We start from the raw sequence: 21,963 nt of genomic DNA on the forward strand, positions 1-21,963 counted from the left end.
CGGAAAATAGTGATTGCCATCCACAGTTCACAGGGTCGCCTTCCTATCTCGCCGCGGACGGCGATGATAAGTTCCGTAAGATCGATGCAATGATGTGATTCCAATGCGATATGATCTGACCACACTGCCGCTCGCCACGCTTCTGCCTGCCATCGTCAAGGCGGAGGATATGTTGGCGCGGCTGGATGAGCGTGTCCTGAGGCATGCGGTGGCGGATGGTTTTCGCGAGCGCGGGCACTTTTTCGATGCTGCCGGTGCGCTTTGGGTCGGTGGCGAACTCGTGCATGTGGAGGATCTCGTCCTGCACGATGCGCGCATGGATACGCGCACACCGACGCACGAGCTGACCATCGCCCATGCGGTGCTGCGCAGCCGGCGCCGTCTTTGGACCGCCGATCCTACCTGGGGACTGGAGGCGGCGGGTCTTGCCGTCTTGCGCGGTGACGTCGGCGAAGGCGAAGATGCCATTACGCCGTGTTCGATGCCTGCCGCAGCCCTGGAGCCTGACGAGCCGGAGGACGAGGAAGACGATTTCGGCGTCGATTTTGCCGAGATCGACGCGATTCTTGCCCGATCCGACAAGATCCTGAACGGCGGCGTTCCGGAAGCCCGGCAGCCGACCGTTGATGCTGACGATCCCCTCGCGCTCATCCGTGATGAGGATTGGGATGAGGACGAGCGGCTGGAGAGCTGGCGCGCTGTCATTCGCGAGGCGGATCTGCTGCCGCCCGCTCTCGGGGCGGCGGTGCTTTTCGATGCCTGGGAGCGGATCGAGCCGCTGCGGCGGCAGCATTGGCTCGGTGGCTTGCTGGTCAGCGCCTATCTGCGCAGCCGGGGCAAGGTCACATCCCATCTCTTTTGCCTGAATGTCGGCCTGAAAGCAGTCCGTCACGACCGTCGCCGCGCGCCGGATCGCACCACGCGGCTGACGGCCTTTCTGGAGGCCATGGCACTCTCGGCCGATTCGGGCTTGAAGGAGCTCGATCGGCTTTCGCTTGCCCGGTTGCAAATGGAGCTCCGGCTCAAGGACCGGCGGTCGAACAGCAGCCTGCCCGAAGTCATCGATATCGTGCTGTCGCGACCGATCGTTTCGGCGAAAATGATCGCGCGTCATGTCGGCGTCACCTCCAGAGGCGCGCTCAATCTGGTGGCGGAACTCGGTCTGCGCGAGATGACGGGCCGCGGCCGCTACCGTGGCTGGGGCGTGCTTTGAGGCGCTGCAACGGCCTGTGCGGGTAGACGCATCGACCTTGCAACCACAACCCTGGTTTTTCGTCCAATATTACAATTTGTTACGCTAAGTGGCGCTAAAATGGACAAAATTTAATGGCCATACCAAATTCCTAAGCGGCACGATGCAAGCTAAGGTCGCGCCATGAATATCGGGGGATCGTCGATCACCCGGGCTTTGAAGAAAGGTGCGTGAATGGCTCGGACGTTTCGGGTCGTCGTGTGGTTGGCTGTGATTGGCGCGGTTGGGTACGGCGCCTATGCGACCCGCGATCGTTGGCTTGGGCCGGCAGAGAAGCTGCTCGGCTATCAGAACGCGGCTGCGCCCGGGGAGCAAGCCCAGGGTGGACGCCGTAGCGGCCATGGGCAAGGCGGTGGCGGCCGGCGCAGCATGTCGCAGTTCAGCGGGCCGGTTCCCGTGATTGCTGCCGACGCGACGACCGCCGATGTGCCCGTCTACATCAATGGTGTGGGTTCGGTGAAGGCGCTGAATACCGTGACCGTGCGCGCGCAGGTCAGCGGACGCATAGTCGAGATCAATTTCGTCGAGGGCCAGGATATCAAGAAGGGCGATGTCATCGCCCGCATCGACGATTCCGTCTATAAGGCACAGCTCGACCAGGCGATTGCCAAGAAGGCGCAGGACGAAGCGCTGCTCGCCGGCGCCCAGCGCGATCTCGTGCGCTATCAGCTGATGGTGAAGAGCGCCTCCGGCACCCAGCAGCAGGTCGACACGCAGACGTCATTGGTGGCCCAATATACCGCCCAGGTCCAGGTGGACGTGGCATCCATCGAAAGCGCGCAGGCAACACTCGATTATACGACGATCAGGGCCGCCTTCGATGGGCGCACCGGCATTCGCAACGTCGACGTCGGCAATCTTGTCAGCTCGTCCGACGCGACCGGTATCGTGACGTTGTCGCAGATCAAGCCGATCTCCGTGCTGTTTTCCATTCCACAGCAGCAGCTCGCCCGCGTCAACGCGGCAAGTGCGGCTGGAACGCTTGCCGTCCAGGCCATGGGCAATGATGGCGAAACGGTGGTCGACAACGGTTCGCTTGGCGTGGTCGACAATCAGGTCGACCCCACCACGGGTACGGTCAAGCTGAAGGCGAATTTCCCCAACGACAAACTGGCGCTGTGGCCCGGCGCCTTCGTCAATGCCCGCCTGCTCGTCGAGACGCTGAAGGGCGTCACCGTCATTCCGAGCGGCGCCGTGCAGCGCGGACCGAACGGCACCTTCGTCTATATCATCGGCCAGGATCAGACCGTTGCGATGAAGCCGGTGAAGGTGCGACAGCAGGACGATACGCTTGCGGTCATCGCCGATGGTGTGACGCCTGGCGACAAGGTGGTGACAACAGGCTTCGCGCGGCTTCAGAATGGGTCGAAGGTGCAGATTTCGGCCAATCCGGATCAGGCGTCGCCGACTGCTCCGTCAACCGACAATAACGGGCAGCCTGTCGCGGAGAACGACCAACAGAATGCCGGTTCGGGTACCGCAAATGCGGGCGAACGTCCGCATCGCCGCCACAATGGCCAGGGTGGTCAAGGCGGCCAAGGTGGTCAGGGCGGTGCTGGCGGTCATAATGGCCATCGCGGCCAGGATGGTCAGCCTGCCGCCGATGGCACACAAGGTGCGGATACGGGCGGCGGCTCGGCCTCCAACAATTCCTCCGCTACGCCGACACAGCAACAATGAACGTCTCGTCGCTCTTCATCTCCAGGCCGATCGCCACCTCGCTTCTCGGGGTAGCGGTTTTGTTGGGCGGCATTCTCGGCTTTCTGTTCTTGCCGGTCGCGCCGCTGCCGCAGGTGGATTTTCCGACGATCCAGGTGACGACGCAGCTTCCGGGCGCCGATCCCGACACGATGGCGGCGCTGGTGACGGCACCTTTGGAGCGACCGCTCGGCCAGATCCCGTCGCTCGCCTCCATGACCTCGTCGAGCGCATTCGGCATCAGCCAGATTACGCTGCAATTCGACCTCGGCCGCGATATCGATGGCGCCGCGCAGGATGTTCAGGCGGCGATCAACGCAGCCGGCTCGACGCTGCCGCGCACGCTTCCCTATCCGCCGACCTATTCGAAGGTGAACCCGGCCGATACGCCGATCGTGACGCTAGCCCTGCGCTCCGACAGCTATTCGATCCGCGAGCTCAGCGATTTTGCCGATACGATGATGGCGCAGCGCTTGAGCGAAGTATCAGGGGTCGGCGACGTCAACATCCAGGGCGGCGTCAAGCCGGCCATCCGCATCCAGGTGGATCTGCCGCGTCTTGCCTCCTACGGGCTGGCGCTGGAGGACATTCGCTCGGCCATCACCAATGCCAGCGTCGCCGGCGCCAAGGGCTCGCTCGACGGTACCCAGCAGAGCTTCACTCTTGCCGCCAACGACCAGATCGTCGATCCGAACGTCTATAAATCCGTCATCGTCGCCTACCGCAACAGTGCGCCGGTGCAGCTGAAGGATGTTGCAACCGTCGTCGAAGGGCTGGAAAACAATCGCGTCGGCGCCTGGTATCAGGGAAGGCCTGCCGTCATTATCGACATCATGCGCCAGCCGGGTGCCAACGTCATCCAAACGGTCGAGAATGTGCTGCAGCAGATCCCGAAGCTGAAGCAGGCGATGCCGGCCGGCATTTCCCTCGATATCGTCAACGATCGCACTGAGACCATCCGGGCCTCGATCCACGACGTGCAATGGACTTTGGTCATCAGTATCGGCCTCGTCATTCTCGTCGTGCTGCTCTTCCTGCGGACAATGACGGCGACCTTCATTGCCGGCGTGGCGTTGCCGCTGTCGCTGATTGCCACTTTCGGCGTCATGTGGTTTGCCGGCTTCAGCCTCGACAATCTCTCGCTGATGGCGCTGACCATCGGCACAGGCTTCGTCGTCGACGACGCGATCGTGATGATCGAGAACATCGCCCGCCATATCGAAGAGGGCGAAAATCCGATGCAGGCGGCACTGAAGGGTGCGGGCGAGATCGGGTTCACCATCATCTCGCTGACCGTCTCGCTGGTTGCGGTCTTCATTCCGCTGCTGTTCATGACGGGCATCGTGGGCCGCATGTTCCGCGAATTCGCGTTGACGCTCACCATCGCCGTCGTCGTGTCGGCCGTCGTCTCGCTGACGCTGACGCCTATGATGTGCGCGCGCATCCTGCGCAAGCCGAAAGAGCGTCAAGGCGGCTTTCTGGCCGGTGCCGACCGCTTCACCGACTGGATGATCGAAGGCTATCGGCGCAGCCTCGTCTGGGCCGTGGATCGCAGCGGCCTCATGCTCGTGATCACCGTGCTGACATTGATTGCAACGATCGGGCTCTATGTCGTCATCCCCAAGGGCTTCCTGCCGGCGCAGGACACTGGCCTCATCACCGCTGTCATCGAAGCCGAGCCGACCACTTCCTTCGAGACCATGAAGCAGATCCAGGCTGATGTGGCCGACCGACTGCGTAAGGATCAGGATGTCAGCGGCGTGGTTTCCGTCATAGGCGCCAGCGCCAGCAATCTGACGCTGAATACGGGCAATCTCAGCCTCGTCCTGAAGCCTCGAAATCAGCGGAATGCATCCGCCGACCAGATCATCGACCGGATGCGCGGCGAGGTGACGGGCATGCCCGGCATCCACGTCACCTTCCAGAGCGTGCGCGATATCTCGATCAGCACCAGGGCGAGCCGCGCACCCTATCAATATACGCTGACAGGCACGGATACGAACACGGTCGTCGACTGGGCGCAGAAGCTTGCCCAAAGGCTGCAGGAGAGCCCGAAGCTCATCGATGTCGCCTCCGAAGTGGAGATGGGTGGCGGGCGCATCTTCGTCGATGTCAATCGCGAGACTGCCTCGCGGCTCGGCGTGTCCATGCAGGCCGTCAGCGACACGCTGAACGATGCCTTCGGTCAGCGGCAGATCGCGACGATCTATGGTCAGGCCAACCAGTACCGCGTCATCCTGGAGGCTGCGCCGCAATATCAGTCGGACCCGAAGTCGCTCGACAAGCTCTATGTCGCTGGGGCGAGCGACACCCAGGTCCCGCTCAATGCCTTCACTACCGCGAGTTTCACGACCGCGCCGCTGGTCATCAGTCATGACGAGCAATTTCCGGCCGTGACCCTCAGCTTCGATCTCGCCAAGGGTGCCTCGCTCAGCGACGCTGTGGCGGAGATCAAGGCGGCCGAACGCGATATCGAGATGCCCGACAATATCCAGCGCAAATATTCGGGTGATGCCGAGGAGTTTGCCTCGTCGCTCGCAGGCGAGCCCTGGCTGATCCTCGCCGCGGTCGTCACGATCTACATCGTGCTCGGCCTGCTCTACGAGAGCGCCGTTCACCCGGTGACGATCCTGTCGACGCTGCCTTCGGCCGGTGTCGGCGCCCTGCTCGCCCTGATGCTGTTCGGGCAGGATCTGTCGATCATCGCGCTCATCGGCATCGTGCTGTTGATGGGTATCGTCAAGAAGAACGCGATCATGATGATCGACTTCGCGCTGGAGGCGGAGCGCAAGGAAGGTCTCGAACCGCGCGAGGCGATCCTCAAAGCCTCGATCCTGCGTTTCCGGCCGATCATGATGACGACACTCGCAGCCCTCTTCGGCGCCCTGCCGCTGGCGCTGGCCCAGGGTACGGGGGCGGAGCTACGCATTCCGCTTGGCATCACCATCATCGGCGGCCTCGTGCTCTCGCAGCTCCTGACGCTCTATACGACGCCGGTGATCTATCTCGCTTTCGAGCGCCTGCGCGCCAAGGTCGTCGGCCGCACCAGCGGCACGCCGAGCGCCGAGATGGACGAATTGGCGGGTGGCGAGACATGAACATCTCCGAGCCGTTCGTCAAACGCCCTGTCGGGACGACGCTTCTGGCGATCGGGCTGATGATCCTCGGCATCGTTGCCTATCGTTTCCTGCCGGTCGCGAGCCTGCCGACCGTCGACCTTCCCACGATCGTCGTCTCCGCCAGCCGTCCCGGCGCCGATCCGGCCAGCATGGCGGCAAGCGTCGCGGCGCCGCTTGAACGCCATCTCGGCACCATTGCCGGCGTGACGCAGCTGACTTCCGTCAGCTCGCTCGGCTCAAGCACCATCATCGCGCAGTTCGATCTCTCGCGCAGCGTCGATGGCGCCGCGCAGGATGTGCAGGCAGCCTTGAACGCGGCGGCGACCGACCTTCCGGGCGATCTGCCGACCCTTCCATCCTTCCGCAAGATCAATCCGGCTGCCGCTCCCGTGCTGATCCTCGCGCTGACCTCGGACAATGTCGCCCCGAGCGCCATCTATGATGCGGCCGACACCGTGGTCGTGCAGCGCATTTCGCAGGTCGATGGCGTCGGCGGCGTTACCGTCAGCGGTGCGGACCAGCCGGCCGTGCGCGTCAGGCTCGATCCCGACCGTCTCTCGGCCATGGGCCTGTCGCTCGATGCCGTGCGCACCGCGATCGTCAATGCCAGCGTGCTCGGCCCGTTCGGCTCGATCGATGGGGCTTCGGGCGCATTCTCCCTTGCCGTGAACAGCCAGTTGCGGACGCCAGAAGCCTATGGACGGATCATCGTGCAGAGCGGCGATGGCACCGCCGTGCGCCTCTCCGATATCGCCACCGTCGAGCCGGGGGTGCGCAACAGCCGCTCGGATGCCTGGTTTGACGGCAAGCCGGCGGTGCTGCTCAACATCACCAAGCAGGCGGATGCGAATGTCATCGCCACCGTCGATGGCGTCAAGGAACTGATCCCGGAGCTGCAGCGGCTCATCCCCGCCGGCGTGAAGATCTCCATCCTTTCCGACCGCACCACGACGATCCATGCCAGCGTCAACGACATGCAGTGGACGCTGCTTGCCACCATCTGCCTGGTCATGGTGGTCGTCTTCGTGTTCCTGCGGCGCGCGACCCCCACAGTCGCTGCCGGTGTTACCGTGCCGCTGTCGCTTGCCGGCACCTTTGCCGCGATGTGGCTCTTCGGGCTGTCGATCGACAATCTCTCCCTCATGGCGCTTGCCGTCTCCGTCGGCTTCGTTGTCGACGACGCCATCGTCATGATCGAGAACATCTATGCCAATCTCGAAACCGGCATGAAGCCGATGCGGGCGGCGCTCGAAGGGGCCAAGCAGATCGGCTTCACGGTCATTTCGATCAGCCTGTCGCTGCTTGCCGCCTTCATCCCGCTATTCTTCATGGGCGGCATTGTCGGCCGCTTTTTCCAGACCTTCTCTTTGACGCTCGGTTTCACCATCGTCGTTTCGACGCTGGTGTCCCTGACGCTGACGCCGATGATCTGCGGCCACCGCCTGCGCCAGCATGATGTCGATGCCCGACCGGGTGCCTTCGGCCGTATCGTCGAGGGTACGCTTGGCGCAATCATCGGATTTTATGGCCGCACACTGAAAGCGGTACTGCATCACCGCGTGCTGTCCGTGCTCGTCATCATCGGCTGCGTGGTCATGTCGGGTTATCTCTATGTCAAGGTTCCAAAGGGTTTCATCCCGCAGGATGATACCGGCTTTATCCAGGGCGGAACGCAGGCGGCGACCGACATTTCCTACCCGGCCATGGTCAAGCTGCAGCAGCAGGCGGCAGATATCGTCGCCAAAGATCCTGCAGTTTCAGGCCTCGGTTCTTCGGTGGGCGGCGGCGGCTTTTCCAGCTCCATCAATCGCGGGCAGCTCTTGATCTCGCTCAAGCCGGAATCGGAGCGGGCGTCGACGGCTGACGTCATTGACCGGCTTCGCAAGCAACTGATGGCCGTTCCGGGGCTCAGCACGTTCCTGTTTTCGCCGGGCGATATCCGGGCCGGTGCTCGCCAGTCGCAATCGCAATATCAATTCACGCTCTGGGGCGCGAATTACGACGAGCTGGTGGATTGGGCGCCGAAGGTGCTGGAGCGGATGCAGGCCTTGCCGGGACTGACCGACGTCGCGACCGACAGGCAGCCCAACGGCCTGCAGGCGACCGTCAATATCGACCGCAGCCTCGCTTCGCAGCTCGGCGTCAACATCCAGTCCATCGATTCCGCGCTCAACAACGCCTTCGCGCAGCGGCAGATCTCGACGATCTACACGCAGCGCAACCAGTATCGCGTCGTGCTGGAGGCGGACCCGAGCTACGCCCTCGATCCGCACGATATTTCCAAGCTTTATGTGCCGGCATCCGGCGGAACGCAGGTGCCGCTGAGCGCGGTGGCGTCGATCGACCGGACGCTGGCGCCGCTGGTGGTCAATCACCAGGGGCAGTATCCCGCCGTGACGATTTCCTACAATCTGGCGCTCAATACGCCGCTGCAGGTGGCGAACGACGCCATCCAGAAGGCGGTGCTCGACATGCATCTGCCCGATACGCTGCATGCGGATTTCGCCGGCGATGCGGCGAGCGTCAGCCAGTCCTCCGGCAGCCAACCGCTGCTGCTACTGGCGGCATTGCTGACTGTTTATATCGTTCTCGGCATCCTCTATGAGAGCCTCGCACATCCGCTGACGATCATCTCGACACTGCCGTCCGCCGGTCTCGGCGCGCTGCTGGCGCTTGCGATCAGCGGCACGGAGCTGACGATCATCGCCTTCATCGGCATCATCCTCCTGATCGGCATCGTCAAGAAGAACGGTATCATGATGGTGGACTTCGCCCTGCAGGGCGAGCGCATACTGGGCCTGTCTTCGGAAGAAGCCATCTATCAGGCGTGCCTGAAGCGCTTCCGGCCGATCCTGATGACGACGCTCGCGGCCTTGATGGGCGCCATCCCGCTGATCATCGCTACTGGTCCCGGTTCGGAACTACGCCGCCCGCTTGGCATTACCATCGTCGGCGGCCTTGTCGTGTCGCAGGTGCTGACGCTTTACACGACGCCGATCATCTATCTGATGCTTGCCAAGCTGCATGCGAAATGGTCGCCGAAGGTGCAGGCTGCGGTACCGCTTCCTGCAACGTCAAACTGATACGATCCTCATGCCAGGCGCTGCAGGGCGCCGTTCCTGACGCTGTTCTTCGGCTGCCATTGAGCCAGGAAAGCAAAAGACTCCGGTGGTGAGACCGGAGCCTTTTGTTTGAACATGGATAAAAGCCGCCCGCTCTCTAATGCCAGGAGCGGGCGGCCTTTCCTTAGTGCGTGGTGCCGCCATCGGTAGCGGGCGTCTCCTGCGTCGTCACCGGACCGACCCTGCCCTTGAAGACGCGGCGGACGGAGACGAAGAGCAGCGGGATGAAGAAGATGCCGAGCACGGTTGCCGAGATCATGCCGCCCATGACGCCGATGCCGATCGAGTTCTGGCTACCGGAGCCGGCCCCATTGGCGATTGCCAGCGGCAGCACGCCGAGGATGAAGGCGAGCGAGGTCATCAGGATCGGTCGCAGGCGCTGGCGGGATGCCTCCAGCGTCGCGTCGATCAGGCTCTTGCCCTGATTCTGCTGCTCGATGGCGAACTCGACGATCAGGATGGCGTTCTTCGCCGCCAGGCCAATTGTCGTTAGCAGACCGACCTTGAAGTAGACGTCGTTCGACTGGCCGAAGATGGTGGCCGCCAAGAGCGCGCCGAAGATGCCGATTGGGACCGACAGCATGACGGCGAGCGGGATCGACCAGCTCTCATAAAGAGCGGCGAGCGCCAGGAAGACCACCAGGATCGAAATCGCGTAGAGCTGGCTTGCCTGGTTGCCGGAGAGCTTTTCCTGAGCGGACAGGCTGGTCCACTCGTGGCTGAAGCCGGGTGGTAGGGTCGTCATGATCTTGTCGATCTCGTTCATGGCGTCGCCCGAGGAGACACCGGGCGCCGCAGAGCCGAGGATTTCAACGGCCGACGAGCCGTTATAGCGCTCCAGGCGCGGTGAGCCGTAGGTCCACTCGCCACTCGAGAAAGCGGAGAATGGCACCATGTCGCCGCCGGAATTGCGCACATACCAGCGGCCCAGGTCTTCAGGCTGCATGCGGAAATCCTTGTCGGCCTGGACATAGACCTTCTTGACACGGCCGCGATCGATGAAGTCGTTGACATAGGTGCCGCCCCAGGCGGTCGACAGCGTCGTGTCGATATCGGAAAGGCCGATGTTCAGTGCACTTGCCTTTTCCTGGTCGATGTTCACAGAGTATTGCGGCGTGTCTTCCTGGCCGTTCGGGCGCGTTCCGAGCAGCTTGTGGTTCTGTGCGGCGGCCCCAAGCAGCTGATTGCGGGCCGCTATGAGCGCATCATGGCCGGCGCCGTTGATATCCTTGATGAAGAAGTCGAAGCCGCTCGAGCTGCCGAAGCCGGGGATTGCCGGCGGTGCCAGCGCGAAGACGCTACCGTCCTTGATCTTGGAAAAGGCTCCCATGGCGCGACCAGCGATGGCTTGTGCCTTTGACTGCGGCGTCTTGCGCTGATCGAAGTCCTTCAACCTGACGAAGACGAGACCGACATTCTGGCCCTGACCACTGAATCCGAATCCGGCGACCGCGAATGCGCCCTCGACATAGTCCTTCTCGTTGTTGAGATAATAATCTCTCACCTGGTCGAGCACCGCCCAGGTACGGGAATCCGTGGCGCCCGGAGGGAGCTGGATGGCCGTCAGCAGAATGCCCTGATCCTCTTCCGGAAGGAAGGAGCTAGGGAGACGATTGAAGAGATAACCGACACCGACGCCGATCAGCACGAAGATCAGCAGAAAGACGGCGGTCATGCGAATCATGCGGTGGACGCCGCGCTGATAGCCGCGTGTCCCCCGCTCGAAATTGCGGTTGAACCAGCCGAACACGCCCTTTTCCTTCGCACCATGTTTGGGCTGCCTGAGAATGGTGGCGCAAAGGGCCGGCGTGAGGATCAAGGCGACGATGACGGAGAGCACCATGGCCGAGACGATCGTCACGGAAAACTGCCGGTAGATGATGCCGACCGAACCGGAGAAGAAGGCCATCGGGATGAACACGGCCGACAAGACCGTAGCGATGCCGATCAGCGCGCCGGTGATTTCCTGCATCGACTTGATCGTCGCCTCGCGCGGCGACAATCCCTCTTCCTCCATCACACGCTCGACGTTCTCGACGACGACGATGGCGTCGTCGACCAATAGGCCGATCGCCAGCACCATGCCGAACATGGTCAATGTGTTGATGGAATAGCCGAACATCGCCAGCACGCCGAAGGTGCCGAGCAGGACGACCGGGACGGCGAGCGTCGGGATCAGAGTGGCGCGCAAGTTCTGCAGGAAGACGAACATGACGATGAAGACGAGCACGATGGCTTCGAACAGCGTCTTGACCACGTCCTCGATCGACAGCTTCACGAAGGGCGTCGTGTCGTAGGGATAGACGATCTCAACATTTGGCGGCAGGGTCTGGCTCATATTGCCGATGGCTGTCCGCACCGCTTCGGCCGTATTGATGGCGTTGGCGCCGGAGGCGAGCATCACGGCGAGACCGGCAGAAGGATGACCGTTATAGGTGGTCGACGTCGTATAGCTGTCGGCCCCGAGTTCGACGGTGGCGACATCGTTGATGCGCACCAGCGAGCCGTCGGACTGGCTTTTCAGGATGATGTTTTCGAACTGTTCCGGCGTTTGCAGGCGGCTCTTTGCCGTGACCGTCGCATTGAGTTGCTGGCCCTTGCGCTGCGGTAAGGCCCCCAGCTGGCCCGCCGAGACCTGCGAGTTCTGGGCCTGGATTGCACTCGTTACGTCGCTCACCATCAGCTGATATTTGGCAAGCTTGTCCGGGTCCACCCAGATGCGCATGGCGTAGCCGGCACCGAAGATCTGCGTATTGCCGACGCCTTCGATACGCTTCAGCGTGTCGTTCAGGGTGCTGGAGACATAATCGGCAAGATCGTTCGAGTTGAGCTTGCCATCCGTCGACACGAAGCCGACGACCATCAGAAAGTTCGAGGTCGATTTCGAAACGACGATGCCGGTATTTTGAACGGTCTGCGGCAGCTGAGCGGTGACGAGCTGCAGCTTGTTCTGCACCTGCATCTGCGCGACGTCGGGATCGGCCTTGTTGGTAAAGGTCAGAGAAATCGAGGCCTGACCCGTCGAGGTCGAGGTCGATGTCATGTAGTCGAGATTGTCGATACCGGTCATGCCCTGCTCGATGACCTTGGTCACCGAGTTTTCGACAGTTGCCGCGTCAGCGCCGGAGTAGGTGGCGCTGATGCTGACTGTCGTCGGGGCGATCTGCGGATATTGCGAAATCGACAACGTGAAGATCGAAAGTGCACCCGCCAGCATGATGACGATGGCGATCACCCAGGCGAAGATCGGCCTGTCGATGAAAAAACGAGACATCGTCTAACCTCACTTCTGGGCGCCGGAGGCGGCTTTCATATCGGTCTTTTCCAGCCCCGCCTGCTCCGTAGACGGCTTGCTATCGGCGGCAGCCTGCTTCACTTCCCCGGTCGCATCGTCAATCGTTACCGGAGAAACGGTGACTTCCTGACCGTCACGAACGCGCTGGACGCCTTCGACGATCACGCGATCGCCGTCGGCAACGCCCTGGTTGACAAGCCAGCTGTTGCCGATGCTGCGTTCCACCTTCAACACCCGCTGCTGCACCTTGCCCTCGACGGTCACGAACATGGCGATCGGCTCGCCCTTCGTGTTGCGGGTCACGGCGCGCTGCGGCACGAGGAAGCTGTTTTCGGCAATGCCTTCCTGGATGGTGGCGCGCACATACATGCCCGGCAGCAGGATGCGGTCCGGATTGGGGAAGACGGCGCGCACGGTGATGGTGCCGACCGTTTCCGCAACGGAGGATTCGGCAAATTCCAATTTGCCGGTTTCCTTGTATTGGCTGCCGTCCTCAAGCGTCAGATGCACGGAAACGTTGTCGCCGCTCGTCTTCAGCCGGCCATCCGCGACGGCGCGGCGGAATTCGAGCAGGTTTGTGCTTGACTGTGTGACATCGACATTGATCGGATCGAGCTGACGGATGGTGGTCAGCGCCGTCGTCTGATCGGCAGTGACGAGCGCACCGACCGTGACGGTGGATGCATCGACGCGGCCGGAGATCGGCGCCCTCATCTTGGTATAATCGAGATTGATGCGGGCTGTCTCCAGTGCCGCCTTGGCGGAAGCGACATCGGCCTGAGCCTGGACGAGCGTGGACTGCGCGTCATCGAAATCCTGCTTGCTGACCGCGTTCTGGGCGCTCAGGCCCTTGTACCGGTCGAGCTTGGCCTGGGCGCTGGGTACGGCGCCCTCTGCCTTCTGCAGCGAGGCTGCGGCGCTGTCATAGGATGCCTGATAGGAGGACGGATCGATCTCGTAGAGCACATCGCCCTCCCGGACCTCGCTGCCTTCCTTGAAATTGCGGCTGCGGATGATGCCGCCAACCTGAGGCCGCACTTCGGCGACGAGGTAGGCGCTGGTGCGGCCAGGCAGTTCGGCGGTGATGGCGACGGATTGCGGATGCAGCGACATCGCGCTCACTTCCGTCTTGACGACGGGAGCAGTGTTTTGGGCGGAATTCTGCTGGTTGCAGCCCGCCAGCAACATCGCGGCGACGATTCCGACGGCGGCCAGCGAACCGCGGCCAACCGAAAGGCGGGCTGGTATCACCGGATATGCGAGTGCAGAAGTGGGAGGGGCGAGCTTTCGCACGTTGCTATTTCCTGTTGCCTTATTTATAGTACCAAGTCGTACAGAAAATATTTGTACTGCTTCAAATGTCAATCGTATTCGGCTGTTGAGGTCAAGACAGTGTGCTGACAAAGGAACGAACAGCCAAGGCCGATCAGGTCGCCAAGGGCCGCCCGCGCGGTCGTCCGAAAACCGTGAACGACGATGCGCGCCGCGCGGAGATCGTTGCCGAGGCACGCGCGACCTTCTACGAGCTGGGTTATGGCGGCACAACCATGGATCTGGTTGCTGCCCGGTGCCGGATTTCGAAGCAGACCCTCTACAGGTTGTTTCCGAGCAAGACCGATCTCTTCACGGCCATCATCGCCGAGCATCGCGCATCCATGCTGGCCCTGCCGCGGCCTGCGGACGAGAACTTGCCGTTCGACAAGGCGCTCGAGCTGATATTCATGATCGACATCGACGAAGATCAGGAGCGTGAACGGGATGCCTTCATTCATCTTGCCGTCAGTGAATCGCAGCAATTTCCGGAAATCGCGACCTTGCTGCACACTTATGGGGCTAGGCAGTCACAACAGATGCTGGCGGATTGGCTGATCGAGCAGCAGCGGCGCGGCCTGATCGAAATTGCCGATGCGGCAAGCGGAGCGCGCATGCTGATGAGCATGATCTTCGATGCGATGATTTCGAGGCCGGGCCGCCCGAAGGATTGGCCAGACCGCGAAACGCGGTTGCGCCATGTGCGCCATTGCATCGCGATTTTTACCGCTGGCGTCCAGCCGCGCAAAGGTGGCTGCTAAAGCGCGCCGCGATCTTTCGAATTCGCTTCTTGCGCTTTGGGTTTTGATTTTGTGCAGGTCGTTGTCGCAAAGCCGTTGCGGGCTTCTGCGCGACATGTTTTCGGCCTGTCGTCCCGACGATCTCAGCTCACGAAGAAAAATGCCGATATGGCCTGCTGAGCCATACCGGCATCATCCCGTATCCGGCAAAGGCCGGGATTACTTTAATTCAGTGTGCCACCACGTTTGCTGTGTCCGTTCCCTCTTCGAACAAGGGATTGGGCAAGCCATTTTCATACATTTCCTGCAGCACGGCCCCGAGCGCCAAGTCCAGGCACCAGACCGGGAATTCCGCATTCAGGTTTTTGGCGCTTTGCCGTGCATAAGTGATGAGCCGAGCGATTGAGGCCAGTTCCTTGAGCGAGTCCGGATCCTGGTATGCTGCGTCGATCGGAAGTGCTGCTGTCATTTCGTACCCTCTATTGCCCCCGTTCCCGGCAGACGAATCGTGTCTGGCCGGGAACATGAGCAAACCGTAACGGATGTTTTGCAGCTTGGCGCGTGACATGCAGCGTGACACGATGCGTGATTGCTGCAAAATTTTACTTTTGCAATTTCAAGGCGTGAAATGCGGCATGCGAAGGATAGGAAGGAGCCTCGTATCGAACATTTGCGCGCAAAATCCGCCTATGCTTCCGCCATCAGCGTGATTTTGGTGCCGCCTGGGTGTCGATCTTGGCGGCTCGCTTCTAGTCGACGCCAGGCTAGACGGAGTGGAATTTTCGCGGAGGGTTCCGGCCCTAAAGCGCGTCGCGATCTTTCGGATCCGCTCCTTGCGCTTTAGGTTCTTGATCTTGCGTATGTCGCTGTCGCAAAACCGCTGCGCACTTTGCGCAAAATGCTTTAGTTGCGCAGGCCGACCGATACGTTCGTTGCGCGCGGGAGGTGATCCGGCAGCACGTCGGACGCACTTCCCAGCGATTTGATCAGCGTCAGCACGGACTGGCGAATGCTGGGATCGTTGATCTTCATGAACGCCTTGTTGAGGCTCAGGCCCTCTTTGGATGTCAGGAAATCCGACAGATCCTCCAGGCCATTGATTGCGCCGAGGCCGTCGGTGTTCAGCGGCTGCGAATTGTCCTGCTGGAAGAAGAAGGCAACCGGTACGGCGAGCACGCCGGCAATGGCCTGCAGCCGGCTGGCGCCGATGCGATTGGTGCCCTTTTCGTATTTTTGCACCTGCTGAAACGTCACGCCGATCTGTTCGGCAAGCCGCTCCTGGCTCATGCCAAGCATAAGACGGCGCGTGCGCACGCGAGAGCCTACATAGGCATCGATCGGGTTCGGTACTTTTGCACTCACTGCGCAATCTCCTTATTCAAATAGGGCTGGCGGATTACACCATACTTTAGCCCTTCACGATAAAGGGCGCGTGCTCTATCTGCCCGCGAAATGTGCGTTAAATGTGGGTGGAGCTCAACTAAAAGTCTTTTTATATTAAGTTTTGTAACTCCGTACACGCATAAACCGCAGAAAAGCTGATTCGCGTCAATGCGGATTGAAGATCGAGGACGGCTTGCAATTATAGACGGGGCAGACCGGGTTATCCTTCGTCGGCACGGAGCTGCGGCTGGCATAGCCGGATATGTCGCATTGCCCGCTGTCGGCCACATAGCGATCGTAGAGAACCGGGCCGCCGCGAGGCGCAGGATAGCGCAATATCACCGCACGTTCCGCGGCGATCAGTTGCTGCACCGATGCGCAGGATTTGCCGAGCGACTCGTAACGGGAAATTGCCGATGCCGGCCCGGCTATCGCCATCACCGTCAGAATAAGGGCTGCGGCAATGATCCTCATCGATGGTTCCTCCCAGCGAAAGTGCTCAATCTAAAATAGTCGCGATACGGGAAATGCCAAGATGCGATGATGCCTCCCGTTGTACGGTGATCTGGTTTCCCATTGATCGGGTGCCGGCGGTCACGGCCGTCCCGAAGCGAACTGCCAAAAAGAGGCGATGAGTTGCTTTCAGCTCAATGAAAGGTTGGGCGTGCATGTCTCTCCCGCTTCAGGAGGAAGCGCGTGCCGGGCCGTTGTCAATCGGCGTCGGTACACAAACGGAGAGGAGGACTTCATGCGTGCATCCAGCATTCTTAGATATTCGACTGCTTTTACTCTTGCGATAGCTGCAGCCGGGTTTGCGGCAACGGCGGCACGGGCAGCCGACAAGATTTCCATCATGGTGGGCGGTTACGAGAAGCAGATCTATCTGCCGGCCAAGCTTGCCGAAGGGCTTGGGTATTTCAAGGAAGAAGGTCTCAACGTCGAGCTTCTCAACGAGCCCGCGGGCGTCGATGCGGAAAATGAAATGCTCGCAGGCGCCGTCCAGGGTGTCGTCGGCTTTTACGACCATTGCATCGATCTTCAGGGCAAGGGCAAGTTCGTCGAATCCATCGTGCAGTTCAGCCAGGCACCGGGCGAGGTCGAGCTGGTGTCGGCCAAGCATCCGGAAATCAAATCCCCTGCCGATTTCAAGGGTAAGAGCCTCGGCGTCACCGGTCTCGGCTCCTCGACCAATTTCCTGACGCAGTATCTGGCCGTCAAGGCCGGTCTGAAGCTCGGAGAATTCACCTCCGTTCCGGTCGGCGCCGGCCAGACCTTCATTGCCGCCATGCAGCAGGATGCCATCCAGGCCGGCATGACGACGGAGCCGACAGTCTCGCGTCTCCTGAAGACCGGCGAGGCCAAGGTTCTGATCGACATGCGCACGATGGCCGGAACAAGAGCCGCTCTGGGTGGAACCTATCCTGCCGCGTCCCTCTATATGCAGGAGTCGTGGGTCAAGGATCACAAGGAGGAAGTGCAGAAGCTTGCGAACGCCTTCGTCAAGACGCTGCATTTCATCAATACCCATTCGGCCGCCGAGATCGCCGACAAGATGCCGAAGGATTTCTATGTCGGTGACAAGGACGGCTATGTGAAGGCGCTCGAAAACGGCAAGGCCATGTTCACTCCCGATGGCGTAATGCCGGAAGATGGTCCGAAAACCGTTCTTGCCGTGCTTTCCGAATTCTCCAAGAACGTGCAGGGCAAGTCGATTGATCTGTCGAAGACCTACACGACAGAATTCGTCAAAAACGCCAAATAGCGCGCAGTAGCGTTTCCGGCGCCGGCGGCATATTCGAGCCGTCGGCGTCCGCGTTAATAAAATCGCAATGTTCCCTCGCAGGGTTGCGCGCTGAAAGCTGACTGAAAGGTTGCCCAGGCTAGGTTTGCTGAGCTTCGTGGAGGAAGCGCCTTTCCAGAGCGTCGTGTGGCGCAAGAATTAAAACAGGAGGAGACATTGATGCGTCCATCGCGCACCTTTTTTCATACCGTAGCCCTTTCCCTCGTCATATCAGCTGCTTCGCTTGCAGCCACGGCCGCCAATGCTGCCGACAAGATTTCCATCATGGTGGGCGGCTACGAAAAGCAGATCTACCTGCCGGCCAAGCTCGCCGAATCCCTCGGCTACTTCAAGGATGAAGGCCTCGACGTCGAGCTTCTCAATGAATCCGCTGGCGTCGACGCCGAAAACCAGCTGCTCGCCGGCGCCGTTCAGGGCGTCGTTGGCTTCTATGATCACTGCGTCGACCTGCAGGCCAAGGGCAAGTTCATCAAGTCCGTCGTGCAGTTCAGCCAGGCACCGGGCGAAGTCGAGCTGGTTTCGGCCAAGTATCCGGATATCAAGTCCTTCGCCGACCTGAAGGGCAAGCGCGCCGGCGTCACCGGCCTCGGCTCGTCGACCAACTTCCTGACGCTCTACATGGCGTCGAAGGCGGGCCTCTCCCCGGCTGACATCACGCCCGTGCCCGTCGGCGCCGGCCAGACCTTCATCGCCGCCATGCAGCAGGACGCCATCCAGGTGGGCATGACCACCGAGCCGACGATTTCGCGGCTGCTCAAAACAGGCGAAGCGAAGATCCTCGTCGATCTGCGCACGCTGAAGGGCACCGAGGCAGCGCTCGGCGGTACCTATCCGGCCGCATCGCTCTATATGGATGCCGCATGGGTTGACGCCCATAAGGACGAAGTACAGAAGCTTACGAATGCTTTCGTGAAGACGCTGCGCTTCATCAACACGCATTCCGCCGCTGAAATTGCCGACAAGATGCCGAAGGATTTCTACGTCGGCGACAAGGACGGCTACATCAAGGCTCTCGACGCCGGCAAGGAAATGTTCACGGCCGACGGCGTGATGCCGGAAGATGGTCCGAAGACTGTTCTTGCCGTGCTCTCGCAGTTCTCCAAGAACGTCAAGGGCAAGACGATCGACCTGTCGAAGACCTACACGACGGAATTCGTGAAGAACGTCAAGTAAGCAGTCAGAACGCCGCTTCCGGCCAGTTTTCAGGCAGGCTCCGGAAGCGGCAGTTCAACAGACTTTGCAGTTCACTGGGCTTTGCGTGCACGCCCCGAAGGCACGCGTCAGGATCAGCACCATGCAACAGGATGAACGCCGCACCCCGGCGATCGAGCTCATAAATGTCAGCCGCCGTTTCGTCTCGCCGACCGGCAAGTCGCTGACCGCACTGCGCGATTTCAACATGACTGTCGAACGCGGCGAATTCGTCGCCGTCGTCGGTCCGACGGGCTGCGGCAAGTCGACGACGCTCAACCTCGTCACCGGCCTTGCCAAGCCTAGCGCCGGCGAAGTTCGCCTGATGGGCGGTCCGGTCAACGGCATCGATCCGCGCGTCGGCTTCGCCTTCCAGACGGATGCGCTCTTTCCCTGGAAGAACGTCATCGAGAACGTCATGGCCGGCCCACTGTTTCGCGGCAAGTCCAAGGCCGAGGCTGAAAGGATGGCCAAGGACTGGCTGGCCCGCGTCGGCCTTTCGAAGTTCCTGCATCACTATCCGCATCAGCTCTCGGGCGGTATGCGCAAGCGCGTCTCGCTGGCGCAGACCTTCATCAACGAGCCGGAAATCCTGCTGATGGACGAGCCCTTCTCGGCGCTCGACGTGCAGACCCGCACGGTCATGCATGAAGAGCTCCTGAAGCTATGGGCCGAGCGCCAGGCGTCGGTCGTCTTCGTGACGCACGATCTCGAGGAAGCCGTCGCGCTCGCCGACAAGGTCTATGTGCTGACGGCCGGCCCGGCGACGGTGAAATCGGTCTACACGATCGACCTGCCGCGCCCGCGCGTCGTCTCGGAGATTCGCTACGAGCAGAACTTCATCGATTATTGCAAGACGATCTGGGACGACCTGCGCGAAGAGGTCGAAACCAGCTATCGCCGTGCCGCGGAAGCGGCATAAGGGAGGATTGACCATGGCAAACACAGCTCTCGAAGCAGGCAATGCCCCGATCTTCCGCGCCGGCACCTCGGACGCGGAAATCGAAGCCGCAGCGCTGAAGGCGATGTCACGCCGCAAATATGTGGTGCTGGCCTGGCAGATCGGCATTCTACTCGCCATCCTCGGCCTCTGGCAGCTCGCCTCCGACCTGCACTGGATCGACCCGTTCTTCTATTCGAGCCCCTACGGCATCGCGCTGCGCCTCTGGGAGTGGATCACCGAAGGCACCGAGAGCGGTTCGCTCTGGTATCATCTCGGCGTCACGATGGAAGAAGCGCTGATCGGCTTCATTATCGGCTCGGTCACCGGCGTTCTCGTCGGTGTCGCCCTTGGCCGCAACAAGCTCGCCTCCGATATCCTGTCGATCTACATCAAGGCGATCAACTCGATCCCGCGCGTCGTTCTCGCGCCGATCTTCGTGATGATCATGGGTCTCGGCCTGCCGTCCAAGGTGGCGCTTGCCTTCATCATGGTGTTCTTCGTCGTGTTCGCCAATGCCTTCCAGGGCGTTCGCGAAGCCGACCGCAACATGATCGCCAATGCCCGCATCCTCGGCGCCTCCAACTGGCAGGTGACCCGCAACGTCATCCTGCCGTCGGCGATGAGCTGGATTTTTGCAAGCCTGCACATCTCCTTCTCCTTCGCCATCATCGGCGCCATCGTCGGTGAGTTCGTCGGGTCGCTCGCCGGTATCGGCTACCTGATCTCGATCGCCAAGGGCACCTATGATGCCGCCGGCCTCTATGCCGCGATCATCCTCGTGATGCTCGTCACGCTCGGTGCCGAATACGTGATGACGCTGATCGAAAACCGTATCACCCGCTGGCGTCCGCAACAGAGCCTCGACACGCATTAAGCAGCCATTACTGGCACCTCCCAAGGCCGGGGCCGGGCATCTTGCCCGGCCTTTTTTGTTGTGCGTCCATAGTAGACTCCCTCTCCCCGCTTGCGGGGAGAGGGCTGGGGTGAGGGGCCACGGACTATCGATTTGAGGATGAGTTGCGATTGGTTTCGCACGGGGAGAGCTGCAAGCAAGCTGCTTCTAGAGCGTTTCTGATTTTGTTTGAATCGTGGATTCCCTTTTGGTGTCGAATGTGATTCAAGATGCTGGCTGAGAGGAGGTCAGCATTGATGGTCGCACCTCTTTCGAATGATCTGCGTGAACGTGTGGTTGGTGCTGTTGTGGCGGGAGAGAGCTGCCGCTCGGTGGCGGCGCGGTTTGGTGTCTCGGTCTCATCTGTTGTGAAGTGGTCGCAGCGGTATCGCCGCAGCGGTTCCGTCGCGCCCGGTCAGATGGGAGGGCATCGCAAACGCCTTTTGGAACCGCATCGCGCTTTCATTGCCGAGCGGATTGCACAGACCCCGCAGATCAGCCTGCACGGCCTCAAGGACGAACTGGCGGTGAGAGGCGTCATCGTCTCACATGACGCCGTTTGGCGTTTCCTGCGCCGCGAGGGACTGCGCTTCAAAAAAAACGATGTTTGCCCTTGAGCAGGCGCGCACTGACATCGTCCGTCGGCGCAAGCGCTGGCAGTCATGGCAGACGCGACTTGATCCTCGAAGGCTCGTGTTCATCGACGAAACCTGGATTAAAACCAATATGGCTCCGCTGTACGGCTGGGGTGTTAAGGGTAAGCGCCTGCGTGGTTTTGCTCCGCATGGCCATTGGCGCACATTGACCTTCGTCGGCGCGCTACGGGCCGATTGTCTCACCGCACCCTGCGTCTTCGACGGCCCGATCAATGGCCAATGCTTCAAGGCCTATGTCGAGCAACAACTCGTCCCGACGCTGCGACCAGGCGACATCGTCATCATGGACAATCTGGGCAGCCACAAATCCAGGCAGATACGCCAGTTGATCAAGGCCGCCGGCGCAAGGCTCTGGTTTCTGCCGCCCTATTCACCAGACCTCAATCCAATCGAACAGGCTTTCGCCAAGATCAAACATTGGATGCGAAAAGCACAAACACGCACCATCGAAGACACCTGGCGATATCTCGGCTCACTCGTCCAGACAATCGGTCCACACGAGTGCGCCAGTTACATTGTCAATGCTGGATACGCTTCAAACAAAATATGAAACGCTCTAG

The 21,963-nt window shown here is 60.9% G+C and carries 15 protein-coding genes; 10 read left to right on the forward strand and 5 right to left on the reverse strand.

Annotated elements, in window-relative coordinates:
* The first annotated feature begins 103 nt into the window (after positions 1–103).
* The 4 genes from GA0061103_RS31875 (at position 104) to GA0061103_RS31890 (ending at position 9,152) form a co-directional block, all read left to right on the forward strand.
* Entirely contained in the window at positions 104–1,213 is a 1,110-nt protein-coding gene (locus GA0061103_RS31875) for an RHE_PE00001 family protein (protein ID WP_092719242.1), read from the forward strand.
* Positions 1,214–1,426: 213 nt separating this feature from the next.
* A complete protein-coding gene (locus tag GA0061103_RS31880; RefSeq protein ID WP_092719246.1) occupies positions 1,427–2,932 on the forward strand; it encodes an efflux RND transporter periplasmic adaptor subunit in 1,506 nt (501 codons plus the stop codon).
* Positions 2,929–6,048 (forward strand): efflux RND transporter permease subunit, encoded by a 3,120-nt coding sequence (locus GA0061103_RS31885; RefSeq protein ID WP_092719250.1) that lies wholly within the window; start codon positions 2,929–2,931, stop codon positions 6,046–6,048. The genes GA0061103_RS31880 and GA0061103_RS31885 overlap by 4 nt, the downstream gene beginning before the upstream one ends.
* Positions 6,045–9,152 carry an efflux RND transporter permease subunit gene (locus GA0061103_RS31890; protein ID WP_092719253.1) on the forward strand — a complete coding sequence of 1,036 codons (3,108 nt, stop codon included), beginning with the start codon at positions 6,045–6,047 and terminating at the stop codon, positions 9,150–9,152. The genes GA0061103_RS31885 and GA0061103_RS31890 overlap by 4 nt, the downstream gene beginning before the upstream one ends.
* A gap of 163 nt (positions 9,153–9,315) precedes the next feature.
* On the opposite strand, the gene GA0061103_RS31895 is transcribed toward GA0061103_RS31890, so the two are convergent.
* Both GA0061103_RS31895 and GA0061103_RS31900 read right to left on the reverse strand, forming a co-directional pair.
* Positions 9,316–12,465, reverse strand: a complete 3,150-nt coding sequence (locus GA0061103_RS31895; protein ID WP_092719256.1) for an efflux RND transporter permease subunit — start codon at positions 12,463–12,465, stop codon at positions 9,316–9,318.
* A 9-nt stretch (positions 12,466–12,474) separates the two neighbouring features.
* Entirely contained in the window at positions 12,475–13,779 is a 1,305-nt protein-coding gene (locus GA0061103_RS31900) for an efflux RND transporter periplasmic adaptor subunit (protein ID WP_092719259.1), read from the reverse strand.
* 101 nt (positions 13,780–13,880) lie between these two features.
* Here GA0061103_RS31900 and GA0061103_RS31905 point away from each other — a divergent pair, with 101 nt between their 5' ends.
* The gene (locus GA0061103_RS31905) at positions 13,881–14,558 is read left to right on the forward strand and encodes a TetR/AcrR family transcriptional regulator (protein WP_092719262.1); all 678 of its coding nucleotides are present in this window, start codon (positions 13,881–13,883) and stop codon (positions 14,556–14,558) included.
* A gap of 208 nt (positions 14,559–14,766) precedes the next feature.
* Here the strand turns inward: GA0061103_RS31905 and GA0061103_RS31910 are convergent, their stop codons facing one another.
* The 3 genes from GA0061103_RS31910 to GA0061103_RS31920 form a co-directional block, all read right to left on the reverse strand.
* Complete coding sequence (locus GA0061103_RS31910; RefSeq protein ID WP_092719326.1) at positions 14,767–15,006, reverse strand: hypothetical protein; 240 nt, start codon at positions 15,004–15,006, stop codon at positions 14,767–14,769.
* Between the two features lie 434 nt (positions 15,007–15,440).
* Positions 15,441–15,899 (reverse strand): helix-turn-helix domain-containing protein, encoded by a 459-nt coding sequence (locus GA0061103_RS31915; RefSeq protein WP_092719265.1) that lies wholly within the window; start codon positions 15,897–15,899, stop codon positions 15,441–15,443.
* 186 nt (positions 15,900–16,085) lie between these two features.
* Positions 16,086–16,394, reverse strand: a complete 309-nt coding sequence (locus tag GA0061103_RS31920) for a hypothetical protein (RefSeq protein ID WP_092719267.1) — start codon at positions 16,392–16,394, stop codon at positions 16,086–16,088.
* A gap of 274 nt (positions 16,395–16,668) precedes the next feature.
* Here GA0061103_RS31920 and GA0061103_RS31925 point away from each other — a divergent pair, with 274 nt between their 5' ends.
* The 5 genes from GA0061103_RS31925 to GA0061103_RS31945 all read left to right on the forward strand — a co-directional run bounded on the left by GA0061103_RS31925 (position 16,669) and on the right by GA0061103_RS31945 (position 21,953).
* Positions 16,669–17,682, forward strand: a complete 1,014-nt coding sequence (locus GA0061103_RS31925; RefSeq protein WP_092719271.1) for an ABC transporter substrate-binding protein — start codon at positions 16,669–16,671, stop codon at positions 17,680–17,682.
* Between the two features lie 198 nt (positions 17,683–17,880).
* Complete coding sequence (locus GA0061103_RS31930; protein WP_092719274.1) at positions 17,881–18,894, forward strand: ABC transporter substrate-binding protein; 1,014 nt, start codon at positions 17,881–17,883, stop codon at positions 18,892–18,894.
* 121 nt (positions 18,895–19,015) lie between these two features.
* Positions 19,016–19,834 (forward strand): ABC transporter ATP-binding protein, encoded by an 819-nt coding sequence (locus GA0061103_RS31935; RefSeq protein WP_092719277.1) that lies wholly within the window; start codon positions 19,016–19,018, stop codon positions 19,832–19,834.
* 13 nt (positions 19,835–19,847) lie between these two features.
* Positions 19,848–20,729, forward strand: coding sequence for an ABC transporter permease (locus GA0061103_RS31940; RefSeq protein ID WP_092719280.1), 882 nt, complete (start codon positions 19,848–19,850; stop codon positions 20,727–20,729).
* A 275-nt stretch (positions 20,730–21,004) separates the two neighbouring features.
* Positions 21,005–21,953, forward strand: a protein-coding gene (locus GA0061103_RS31945) for an IS630 family transposase (RefSeq protein ID WP_092711274.1) whose coding sequence is annotated in 2 segments (ribosomal slippage) — positions 21,005–21,340 and positions 21,342–21,953 — 948 coding nt in all. Because the reading frame shifts where the segments join, the coding sequence is not laid out codon by codon here.
* Positions 21,954–21,963: the final 10 nt, after the last annotated feature.

It is taken from the genome of Martinezella multihospitum (genome assembly GCF_900094585.1).
Taxonomy (GTDB): domain Bacteria; phylum Pseudomonadota; class Alphaproteobacteria; order Rhizobiales; family Rhizobiaceae; genus Rhizobium; species Rhizobium multihospitium.

What these genes read in the sequence shown, in the direction of transcription:
- GA0061103_RS31875 (WP_092719242.1), top strand. Translation starts at nt 104, where the DNA reads ATGCGATATGATCTGACCACACTGCCGCTCGCCACGCTTCTGCCTGCC.
- GA0061103_RS31890 (WP_092719253.1), top strand. Translation starts at nt 6,045, where the DNA reads ATGAACATCTCCGAGCCGTTCGTCAAACGCCCTGTCGGGACGACGCTT.
- GA0061103_RS31930 (WP_092719274.1), top strand. Translation starts at nt 17,881, where the DNA reads ATGCGTCCATCGCGCACCTTTTTTCATACCGTAGCCCTTTCCCTCGTC.
- GA0061103_RS31940 (WP_092719280.1), top strand. Translation starts at nt 19,848, where the DNA reads ATGGCAAACACAGCTCTCGAAGCAGGCAATGCCCCGATCTTCCGCGCC.
- GA0061103_RS31880 (WP_092719246.1), top strand. Translation starts at nt 1,427, where the DNA reads ATGGCTCGGACGTTTCGGGTCGTCGTGTGGTTGGCTGTGATTGGCGCG.
- GA0061103_RS31935 (WP_092719277.1), top strand. Translation starts at nt 19,016, where the DNA reads ATGCAACAGGATGAACGCCGCACCCCGGCGATCGAGCTCATAAATGTC.
- GA0061103_RS31925 (WP_092719271.1), top strand. Translation starts at nt 16,669, where the DNA reads ATGCGTGCATCCAGCATTCTTAGATATTCGACTGCTTTTACTCTTGCG.
- GA0061103_RS31895 (WP_092719256.1), bottom strand. Translation starts at nt 12,465, where the DNA reads ATGTCTCGTTTTTTCATCGACAGGCCGATCTTCGCCTGGGTGATCGCC.
- GA0061103_RS31910 (WP_092719326.1), bottom strand. Translation starts at nt 15,006, where the DNA reads ATGACAGCAGCACTTCCGATCGACGCAGCATACCAGGATCCGGACTCG.
- GA0061103_RS31885 (WP_092719250.1), top strand. Translation starts at nt 2,929, where the DNA reads ATGAACGTCTCGTCGCTCTTCATCTCCAGGCCGATCGCCACCTCGCTT.
- GA0061103_RS31920 (WP_092719267.1), bottom strand. Translation starts at nt 16,394, where the DNA reads ATGAGGATCATTGCCGCAGCCCTTATTCTGACGGTGATGGCGATAGCC.